The organism is Haloferax sp. AB510, from assembly GCF_024136985.1.
GTDB lineage: Archaea > Halobacteriota > Halobacteria > Halobacteriales > Haloferacaceae > Haloferax.
Map to the genome: position 1 here is coordinate 1 of NZ_JAMYJY010000125.1, position 10,083 is coordinate 10,083.

9 protein-coding genes and 1 pseudogene are annotated in these 10,083 nt (G+C 53.5%); 4 read left to right on the top strand and 6 right to left on the bottom strand.

Going from position 1 to position 10,083, the window contains the following annotated elements; genetic code table 11:
- A partial coding sequence (locus NKF06_RS17955; protein WP_253246190.1) for a helix-turn-helix domain-containing protein occupies positions 1-216 on the bottom strand: 216 nt, incomplete at its 3' end.
- A gap of 427 nt (positions 217-643) precedes the next feature.
- Between NKF06_RS17955 and NKF06_RS17960 the strand changes: the two genes are divergently transcribed.
- The 4 genes from NKF06_RS17960 to NKF06_RS17975 all read left to right on the top strand — a co-directional run bounded on the left by NKF06_RS17960 (position 644) and on the right by NKF06_RS17975 (position 4,435).
- Positions 644-1,621, top strand: a complete 978-nt coding sequence (locus tag NKF06_RS17960) for a tripartite tricarboxylate transporter substrate-binding protein (protein ID WP_253246191.1) — start codon at positions 644-646, stop codon at positions 1,619-1,621.
- Positions 1,622-1,650: 29 nt separating this feature from the next.
- The gene (locus NKF06_RS17965) at positions 1,651-2,196 is read left to right on the top strand and encodes a tripartite tricarboxylate transporter TctB family protein (protein WP_253246192.1); all 546 of its coding nucleotides are present in this window, start codon (positions 1,651-1,653) and stop codon (positions 2,194-2,196) included.
- Complete coding sequence (locus NKF06_RS17970) at positions 2,186-3,709, top strand: tripartite tricarboxylate transporter permease (protein WP_253246193.1); 1,524 nt, start codon at positions 2,186-2,188, stop codon at positions 3,707-3,709. Before NKF06_RS17965 ends, NKF06_RS17970 begins: the two co-directional genes overlap by 11 nt.
- Before the next feature lie 177 nt (positions 3,710-3,886).
- Positions 3,887-4,435, top strand: coding sequence for an HD domain-containing protein (locus NKF06_RS17975; RefSeq protein WP_253246194.1), 549 nt, complete (start codon positions 3,887-3,889; stop codon positions 4,433-4,435).
- 815 nt (positions 4,436-5,250) lie between these two features.
- On the opposite strand, the gene NKF06_RS17980 is transcribed toward NKF06_RS17975, so the two are convergent.
- The 5 genes and pseudogenes from NKF06_RS17980 to NKF06_RS18000 form a co-directional block, all read right to left on the bottom strand.
- Positions 5,251-5,493 carry a BBE domain-containing protein gene (locus NKF06_RS17980; protein ID WP_253246195.1) on the bottom strand — a complete coding sequence of 81 codons (243 nt, stop codon included), beginning with the start codon at positions 5,491-5,493 and terminating at the stop codon, positions 5,251-5,253.
- 185 nt (positions 5,494-5,678) lie between these two features.
- Positions 5,679-6,908, bottom strand: a complete 1,230-nt coding sequence (locus tag NKF06_RS17985; protein ID WP_253246196.1) for a transposase — start codon at positions 6,906-6,908, stop codon at positions 5,679-5,681.
- A complete protein-coding gene (locus tag NKF06_RS17990; RefSeq protein ID WP_152417768.1) occupies positions 6,909-7,058 on the bottom strand; it encodes a DUF2080 family transposase-associated protein in 150 nt (49 codons plus the stop codon). It abuts the gene before it with no gap.
- A 202-nt stretch (positions 7,059-7,260) separates the two neighbouring features.
- A complete protein-coding gene (locus NKF06_RS17995; protein ID WP_253246197.1) occupies positions 7,261-7,503 on the bottom strand; it encodes a hypothetical protein in 243 nt (80 codons plus the stop codon).
- Positions 7,504-9,448: 1,945 nt separating this feature from the next.
- A pseudogene (locus tag NKF06_RS18000) lies at positions 9,449-10,083 on the bottom strand (IS6 family transposase); the annotation flags it as partial.

Here is a 10,083-nt window from a genome sequence, read left to right on the forward strand (position 1 = left end):
CAGAAATTGTAGCCCTAAGCGGTATGATCCTCCGTCGTTGATCACGTAACCATGTTTTCGTAGGGTCTGTAGGTGCCGATGTACTGTACTAGGGGCAATGTCTAATTCAGCGGAGAGTTCCTCTATCCGAGCGCTCTCCATGTCTAGCAATGCCGCAATGGTTCGGAGTGTTGTTTCCGTTGTTTTCACAGCCTCGAATTTATCGCTGCTTACCATACCCCTCTATTTGAGGCTACACATATAAAATTCCCCACTGCGCAATATTCAATTCTGTATTAGTAATATTAGTGTAGAAAAATCTAGCAAATATAGTATATAATATATAAAGTTCCATTTGATGGGATCTATTTTCAGCCTCTGCTAGCTAAGCTCCAACTTCTTCCCGAACGAGGGAAGTGACGAAAGTGGCGAGACCGCTGAATCTTCAGGCGAACGAATTAAAGATGAGACACCGCACTTGTTGAGATAATATTGTACTGAGGCCGGGCCAACAGTAGACAAACAAGAATCTGAGAGAGAACCGGATAGACTGTGTCCCACTCTCACCAACCCATATATCGAAGATTATATATACCCTCAAAACATAACGATTTATTGTATGCCTAGTCGAAGGTCGTTCCTAAAAGCAGCAAGTGCCGCAGGTATGTTGGGTCTGTCAGGTTGTGCAGGCAATGGCGGAAGTGGCAATGGAAGTTACCCACAAGAAGATCTGACCATCATCGTCCCTTACGGAGAAGGAGGTGGGACAGATACGTACGCACGGCAGGTTGCTTCCCCATTATCTGACCAACTCGGAGTAAACGTAGTCGTTGAGAACATGACTGGTGCAGGTGGCGCACGAGGAACCGGTGAGGCCATTACGAATGGAGACGAGTACACGCTTCTTGCAAATAACTTGGCCATCATGCCAAGCGCGATTCTACAGACCCGTCCACCATGGGCCGGACAGCTCCCAGATATTGTGCCTGTATATGGATACGGCTACAATGCAAACGTCTTGATTGGTCAACCGGACAAGGCACAGAATTTCGAAGAGTTCATCGAGATGATTCAGACGGATTCGATCAATACTGTTTCAACTGTCGGGCCGGGAAGCGGCGGCGATATGGTCATGAGTGCGCTGGTTACGTTTGACGAGTATCCCATTGAGGATAGCGATTTCGAGACGGTTCCGTATGATTCAGGCGCAGAAGTCGGCCGGGCGGTCACAAGCGGTGAAGTCGACGTCGGTATTACGGCTGCAACACCGTTGGCGGCCGCCTACGACGGTAGCAACTTTACTCCGCTTGTCTCGTTCTCTAGTCAAGGGAGCCCGGTATTCCCCGATATACCAACCGTGGTCGACCTCGGATATAACAATATGGACACCATCGGACAGAATACGCGCTGTCTGTGGATGTCACCAGGAACAAGCCAAGAGAAGGCTCAAACCATCTCCACCGCTGTCAGTGAAGCGATTAAGGCCGAAAGCGTCCAATCGTGGGCCGAGGAAACAGGCAATCCTACGACCAATATTAAACCAGATGAACTCGAAGGCCTCCTCGTCGACTCGATGAAGATCCTCCCAACCATCCTCGGAGTGGAATCGATTGACGGGTGGCCACAACCAGATCGCAATTAAACTGGACGACGACAAACAAGCCCTACCCCATGAGTAACATAGAAACAACCGTGAAAGAGAAGTTAGATAGCAATCTCATTCTGTTATTCGGATTTCTCTCCATCGCGAGTTGGGCGTTTATCAAGTCGTTTGACTATCCGCATCGAGACGCGATATTCCCCAGACTCTCGTCGCTGATCATCATTCTGACGTCGATGATTCTTATCACCACGATACTACTCCCAGAATCAGTCATCCAAATGCTGATACCGGGAACACCAACTGAGACCGGTGACGGTTCGCTACTTGGAACCGAACAGTACGAGCAGGACGATTCCGGACAAGAGGCAAACGCACAGTCAAGGTACGCGCTGGTAGTACTGATAGTACTCTATCTGGTGGTAGGGTATCTTGTAGGACTACTCTGGGCGACACCCCTGTTCGTCTTCGCGTACACGCTATGGACGCGGCAACGTCCGGTGGTAATCGGGTTCCTCGTACTCCTATCGTTTGCAATCGCTTACAGCTTCATGAACATACTTAATCTATCGATCGACGAAGGAATCCTGCTTCAGGTGATGGTCTATGGCACTTGAAGCGTTCATGCAGGGGCTCGCTGAGGTCCTCACAGTGCAAACGCTACTGTTTATCCTCGGCGGGATCATTGTCGGTATCTTCGTTGGTTCACTCCCAGGAATTGGACCATCTATTGGAATGGTTCTCGTGCTCCCGTTCACATTGCTATTTGACTCCGTCAACGGGATAATCTTCCTTATCGCTATCTTCAACGGGGCAATGTACGGCAGTAGTATTCCAGCCATCCTGTTGAACGCGCCTGGAGCTGCGGGATCTGCAGCAACGACATTCGACGGCTACGAGCTGTCAAAACAAGGCAACAGTCTCACTGCCCTCTCTGTCTCTGCGGTTTCATCATCTATTGGTGGGCTAATCTCCGGCCTCGTTCTCTTGTTGCTCACACCGGTCTTAGTCCCGGTTGTCCTCCTCTTTGGCTCGCCGGAGTACTTCCTCGTCGCATTACTTGGCCTTGTACTCATTTCCATTGTCTCACGCGGATCGATGCTAAAAGGGATACTGTCCGGTGCAGTGGGTGTCCTCATTACTAGCATCGGTGTCTCGTATACTGGCGCGACCCGGTATACGTTCGGGCTTGTGGCGCTGTACGATGGGATTTCGTTCATCGCAGTTCTGATCGGCTTGTTCGCTATCACGGAGATGATAAAGTTAGCAGAAGAGTCTGGATCGATATCCGAAGACGGTGTTGAGATGACCGGGAACAAGTATATCGGCTTCAGCGAAGTGAAAAAGCACCCGTTACTAGTTCTCAAGTCAAGTCTCATCGGGCTCGGTATCGGTTCGATTCCAGGATCAGGCGCATCAGTCTCGAACTTCGTCGCATATTCCGAAGCAGTACGGAGTCACCCTGCGGTCGAATTCGGGAAAGGTGCAATCGAGGGAGTTCTCGCACCCGAAGCGTCGAACAACGCTACTGTCGCGGGTGCGCTTATTCCGACTCTCTCATTCGGAATCCCCGGAAGCGGGGCGACAGCCGTTCTCCTCGGCGGCCTATTGATGCACGGCATTCGTCCTGGACCGGACCTATTTGGCCCACAGCTCCACCTAACCTATACACTATTTCTTACCTTGCTAATTGGAAGTCTCATGATCCTCAGTTTGGGGTTACTTCTCATCACCAGACTCAAGATCCTCACGAAAATCGACACCGATTACATTATCCCAATCATTGTCGTCCTCTCGACCCTTGGAGCGTTAACGCTACGGAACAACTGGGTCGATATCATCACGGTACTGGTAATGGGTGTCCTTGGCTACTACCTCGTCAAGAATGAGTACTCGATTATTGCACTGGTACTTGGTGCTGTTCTTGGCCAGACCGTCGAACGAAACTTCCTTCGATCACTTCAAGTTGTAGATGGCGGACCACTGATGATATTTTTCTCTTCGATAATCGCGATAGTACTCACCGCGATGATCGTGTTCACGCTTCTCTCATCAAATTCTACTCATCTGAAAAGACTCTTGAAACGGGCGATAGCAGGCATCAGAAGCAGCGACAGCGAAAGTTCCTAACATCGTCTCACCGAAAATATTCTGCACTGCTTTTATCGACCACCCTGCACTACGAGGAGCAGTATCCGGGTTATACGATGATGTCGATTATTTCATAAAGAAATTAGCAGTGCTTCAAAACTGGTGAGGGGGGCACAAGAGAGAAGATATAATACGGATTACCACTAACTATCTGGCATGACCGGTGATTTAGCTGCTGTACTACCAGAGATAGAGGAAATCGCGGACAACCAACTCCGTGAAAAGGTACAGCAAAGTTTCAGAATCGGCTTAGAAGAGGGTGAGTTTGATACGTTCACTGCTGTCCCATGGGCACCTCACCACACAGAGACTGTCGGTGAACAGGGGTTCATCAAACATACCCGTGATGTTACACTGATGGCTATTGCACTCGCCGATCAACTTGTAGACCTGCGAGATATTCCACTGAACCGGGATCATCTCATTGCAGGTGCGCTAGTACACGATATTAGTAAGTTTTTCGAGTACAGCGGTGATTCGCTGTCGGAGTACCGAACCTTACTTGAACACCCACATATGTGTATTTACCTACTGCAGAAGGCTGAAATTCCGGTTCATATTCAGCATATCGCGCTCTCGCATACCCCACAGTCTAGTGTTGCTCCACAGACAATCGAAGCCGAGATCGTTCAAAAGGCAGATATCATCGCAATGGAGGGGATATTCTGTGAGGCGACCGGTAATATTACACAAGAATCGAAATGATCACCGCAGACATTATAGTTGTTCTTGTCGCTCGTCGGCAGCGAGGCAGCCAGGCACGTTCCAGTATCCGGTGACGATATCGTGACCGCTGGGACGAATCTCGTCATTGCACAGTGCGGGCCAGTTTACGGATAGTTCATATGTCCTCGCCACTCCCTTTCGTCCCGTGAACTACCCGGTCTACGACCTGCTGGCCCAGCGTCTTGAGTGCGTTCACGGAGTCAACGGGTAGCTCGTCGTGTTCCCCTGCCGCAGTGATTGATACCTGCATTGGGAGTACCCAGGCGTTGAGTGTCGTACAAACCGTTCGGAGATGCTCTAATGCAAGATCGGGTTCCGATTCCTCAGTCACACCAAGCAAGCCGACGGGTTTGCTGTCGAATTACTCGGGTCCACGATACTCCAGCGCGGTCTTCAGTTGGGCCGAGTACGAGTCGTACCGAACCGAAGTGGCAAGCACCACGGCATCGGCCCGTGCGATCCGGCGCACAACGGCGACCCCGCCCTGCGGTTCCGGGCGATCCGGATTGTACAGTGGCAGTGTCAACTCGGCGAGATCGAAGAGATCTATCGCTGCCCCTGCGTTCTCTGCTCCTGTCAGCGCTTCGCTGAGTGCGCGGGTGGCACTCGCGTGCTGTTCGACTGCCCCGTGACGCAATCACACGGGGCTGCTCCGCTGTCTCCTCCGAAGAAGCCATGCGTGACCTGTCACGGCGGGTGTTTGTCATCGGATGGTGTCCTGTACTGGTGGTGTCTCGACCGGGACGCAGTCGGCCGATTCGGGCCAGGTTCGAGACATTGTGCTCCCCGTTCCACTATCCGTCCGTGAGATCGAGGCGTTGGTCGAGCCGAAACAGCCCCGCTGGATCGTACTTGTACTTTATTTCGACGAGGCGGTCGTAGTTCTCACCGTATGCCGCCCGTGCTAGTTCCTCGCCCGTTTTGTCGGCATTGGCCCATCCGACGTAGAGGCTATCCTGTGACGCATCCGCTTTTACGAGATCCTTGCGCGCCTGACGCGCCCATGCGGTGGTTTCCTGTGCCGTTTTCGGGTCCAAATCTTCTCAGGCTGCTTCGATACTTATCATGAACGATGAATCACGCCACGGAAATGCCGTCTCGTCAGAGGCCACACGCACCATTGCGCCATCGAGATGCTACACCCCAATACTCGACAATGGCGACCCCTTGCTCCCCCAGTCTAGCAACCGCTCGATGAGAGTATCGCGTGAACTACCCCACCCTACTCGCTCACGGCTGACGCCGTTCGCTCCTTGAGGATGGGGCTTCCTGTTTCAACGACGCGCTTTGCAGACACCAAAGTATCCACAGGAAGCGCAGTCTCCACAGGCGTTGATTCGGAGTATCCCACTCCTACATCTTCGAGACCGCGAGAAAGAATATTCCACGCCGCGTTCGCGTCCCTGTCCGCCTCAAACCCGCAGGCAGGACAGGAGTGTTCACGGACCCACAGCGGCTTGTCCGTCTTGACTCCACAGGCGGCGCACTCTTTCGTCGTGTCTTTCGGGTCAACCGCCATGAAGTGCGTTCCCTCTCGGTCGCACTTGTATTCGAGCATCCGCAGAAACGTTCCCCATGCCGAACCTGCTCGATTCCGTGAGTTGCCCGGCAGTTCGACCAAGCCCTTTGCGTCCAAGTCCTCGACGGCCACCAAGTCGTACTCGGTGGCGTAATAGTTCGACAACTTGTGAAGGAAGTCCCGTCGCTTCCGCTTCAGGTCGGCGTGGCGTTCGGCCACCACTCGGCGTTGTTTCTCCCAATTCGCAGACCCGTGTTCCTTCCGTGAGAGGTTGCGTTGAGCGCGTTCCAACCGTTCGCGCTCGTCGCTGAAGTCGGGACTCTCGATGGCGTACCCGTCAGTATCGTGGGCGTACTTGAGAATCCCCACGTCGATTCCAACGACTCGCTCGGGAGTCTCCGGTTTCTCGGGCGTGGCTTCATCCACGTCAATACCGAACGTGGCGAACCACTCGCCCGTGGGTTCTTGTTTGACCGTGACCTGTTTGATGGTCGCGTTCTCGGGAATGTCTCGGTGGAGGTGAATCGGAATCTCACCGATTTTGCTCAACCACAACACGGGCCGACCACTCGTATTCTTGAGCTTGAAGCCGGACTGGTTGTAGGTGAGCGAGCGATACTCCCGAGGGGGTTTCCACTTGAGCATCCCCACAGCACGTCCGTTCTCCTTCTGCGCTTTAAGCGTGGAGAGGTTGTCGTAGATGCGCTTGACGACCATCTGGAGAACTTTCGAGTGAACATCTCCGAGGTCGCTCCACCACGTTTTGAGGTCGGGGAGTCGTCCCTGAATCTCGTAGCGAGCGGGATTGTCGTCTGTCTTGTTGAGCAGGTGAAGGACGTGGTTGTAGAGTTGCCTACAAGTATCGACGTGGTGCAGAAGCGTCTCTGTGAGGGCTTTCGACGGGTCAAGTCGATACTTGTAGTTGTACTGCATCTATTCGTCTGAATCGGGTTCGGAGACGCGGACGACTTTCACGTCGGCTCCGCGCCATCGTTTGGGGACGATGACGTGGGCACTATTCCCCGACGGTTTTGCCGTCCCGTCGAGGACTTCTTCGCCTTCGATTTCAAACCTATCCATCACCGATGTATAGACTATGGATAGACATAAAGGTAGCGGTGGGCCTGTGGACCGGGCAGTGAACGTGTTTGAGAATCGTGCGGCGTTGACGAGACGCAAGCGTCTCGTCCGCACACAAGAGCCCTGCTCTTGTGAACGCTGTATCCCCTCCCTACTGCGCTACTCGGTCGCTTCGCTCCCTGCGTTGCTCCTTGAGGAAGGGTACTTAGCGCCTATTTCCAGTTAACTCATCTGCAAATAGCGCCCACCAATCGTACTCCCTTCCGGTTGGGAAGATGTCGTCTTGCAATTCGTGGAGAGTGATGAACGACATCGGTTCGCTGAGATCCACGATCGGATCATCAAGTTCCTGAAGGGGTGCAAGCACTTCTTTGCCGGCTTCTACTGGTCCCGTGTACACACCGATGACGACGAACGCAGGGTCGCCGTGTCGTTCCTCGGGGAACACCGATGCTGGTGGAACGACCGTGTGTATATCATCGCCGATGCCTCCTCGAGAGCATCGGCCGTGAATTCTCGAAAGCTCTGCAGAGTATCCGCACCCTGTTCGATCGGGTAGAAAGTATATGCGACCATGACCTCGGGACCCACAGGGTAGAGATCGAACTCAAAGGACGTGACGACTCCAAAGCTCGCCCCACCACCGCGAATCGCCCAAAACAGGCATTTTGCTCCTCACTCGCAGTACGCAACTGGCCGTCAGCGGTGACAATGGTGACTGAACGGAGAGCGTCGATGCCAAGCCCATGTTTGCGTCGGATGTCGTCAATACCACCACCGAGTGTCGAGCTAGCCACCCCCGTATCGGTAGCCCCACCGGCGGGCGTGGTCAGCCCGAACTCCTGCGTCTCGTGGAACAATTCACCCACGGTTGCTCCGGGTTCGGCGTGCGCTATCTGTTCGTCGGGGTCGACACGAACACCAGTCATCGCTGAGAGGTCAATGACGAGCCCATTCTCACAGACGGAACCACCAGTCACCAGGTGGGCACAACCACGTACCGTTGCCAGAGCCCTGTCCTCACGAACGAAATTTACGAGGGTGATGATGTCAGCAACCCCGTTACACTGGATGATGAGAGCAGGGATGTTGACAGCGGATGGAGAGCCACTCGTTCGCCGGTTAGCGGATACCTCCGAGGTTGGCTCGTATGAGGTGGTCCATCGTGATGAGATGATGCTGCTCGTCCGCCTCACATCCTCGGTAACAGAGCCATACGAAGTGTACCTCGAATCAGAGATTCTTCCACAGGAACCACCTATTCTCCGGGACGGGCTTTAGCGTTGATCTGACGGATTCACACGAACGGTTGTCGGAGTTCGTTGACGAGTTAGCGGCGGCTGGTATCCCATGTCAGATTTTGTCGTTGTCACAGTCGTACGACTCGAACGAACTACTCACGGATCACCAGGGAGAGTTCATCTCCGCGGCGGTCGAGCGCGGCTACTACGATACGCCCCGAGATTGTACGCTCGCTGAACTGGCAGCATCATTTGATATTCATAAATCGGCGGCAAGTAGATTGCTTCGCCGGGCTGAAAGCCGCACTATCACGAAATTCGTGGCTGAAACGGCACCATAGCTAGGACGGGGCCGACTCTTCACTGGTCATCCAGTTAGTGAAGACAGCGAACCCAAGCGATTATTTCCGATCACATGAACTTTCGCCGGTCGCAGATCCCATGCTCAAGGTTCGGCCGACCGGGGAGTCACCAGCAGTGGCAGACTATTGCGTCTTCACGAGCCAGACCGGGGTTGAGATAGCTGTTGATCAGGATTGGCATCCTGGAGAGGCGACAGTATGCGCCGTCGGCCAGCAGACCGCTTCGACATTACGAGACTCCGGCGTGGTAGTAGATATTATGCCGTCGACGTTCACGTCTGCTGTCTCGTCGACGAACTCGCTACTGAGGTCAATGGATCAACTGTCGAGATCACTCGCAGTGCACACGGCAGCGATGTATTGGTCCAAGAACTTACGGCCGCTGGTGCGAATGTCCATGAAACGCAGCTGTATCGATTGAATCGTCCAACGGCTGCAGGCAGCTCAGTCACTCTCGCAACAGACGGCCAACTGGATGCAATACTATTCACATCACCAAGGGCAGTTGAGCATTTCTGCGAGATTGCCGCTGAGCAAGACGGTGTGCCCGCACTCCAGCGCGGCGTTGCAGAGACGGTTATCGGAGCGATTGGGATGCCGACCGCTCAAGCGATTCAAGAACACGGTATTACAGTAGACGTGATACCAGACACAGTCGGGTTCACTCAGCTTGCAGATTGCACAATGGAGGAGCTTACCACTCGCCACTAACACCACTTCTCCTACCCACGATACCATCGCCATTACATCCCTGCTCCATGGTTTTTGCACGAATTACTACTGTCCATGTAACCTCTTGAGCTGGCGTTCGATCATTCAACGCCTGATGCAGTCGCTGATTCTTGTAGTAATGAACAAACACTGCAAGTCATTGGCAGACGCTCAGCCGACTGCCCACCCATGAGTTATGGAAACGGTCGACCCTCATTTTGAACGTGTGAAACCATTTTTCGATCAGGTTTCGGTCTGTGTAGTCGACCCGACCGTTCAGCCTTAATCGAGAGATTGCAGTCCGATACCCGAAGGCATCAGCCAGAAACACCGTCTCTGAACAGTCGTGTTTCTCACAGACTCCATGGAGAAACGCAGCCGCCGGATTAGTTCCATGACGCTTGAACAGTGCGACGTCGAGAATCACTGTTGTGCCGGAGTCTATTGTATCGTACAGCCAAGACCACTCGCCGTTGATTTTGACAGCGGTCTCGTCGGCCGCGGCCGCCGACGGCGCAGCCGAGGCGGGCCCGGAATACTGTCGGCCATCCGATTTATCCACTGAAAGATTGCCTTGAACGAGCGTTCTACGCCGAGGATCCGGAGAATCGATTCTGTCTCTCTGAGCGAAAGATCGGCAGCACATGGAGTCGGACGGCGACGTTCACGAGAGCAAAGCTCTCGTGCAGCCCATCAGAACGCGAAGCGTTCTGA

Excerpts from the sequence above, each read along its gene's own strand:
- NKF06_RS17960 (WP_253246191.1), top strand. The coding sequence starts at position 644 with ATGTTGGGTCTGTCAGGTTGTGCAGGCAATGGCGGAAGTGGCAATGGA.
- NKF06_RS17965 (WP_253246192.1), top strand. The coding sequence starts at position 1,651 with ATGAGTAACATAGAAACAACCGTGAAAGAGAAGTTAGATAGCAATCTC.
- NKF06_RS17970 (WP_253246193.1), top strand. The coding sequence starts at position 2,186 with ATGGCACTTGAAGCGTTCATGCAGGGGCTCGCTGAGGTCCTCACAGTG.
- NKF06_RS17975 (WP_253246194.1), top strand. The coding sequence starts at position 3,887 with ATGACCGGTGATTTAGCTGCTGTACTACCAGAGATAGAGGAAATCGCG.
- NKF06_RS17985 (WP_253246196.1), bottom strand. The coding sequence starts at position 6,908 with ATGCAGTACAACTACAAGTATCGACTTGACCCGTCGAAAGCCCTCACA.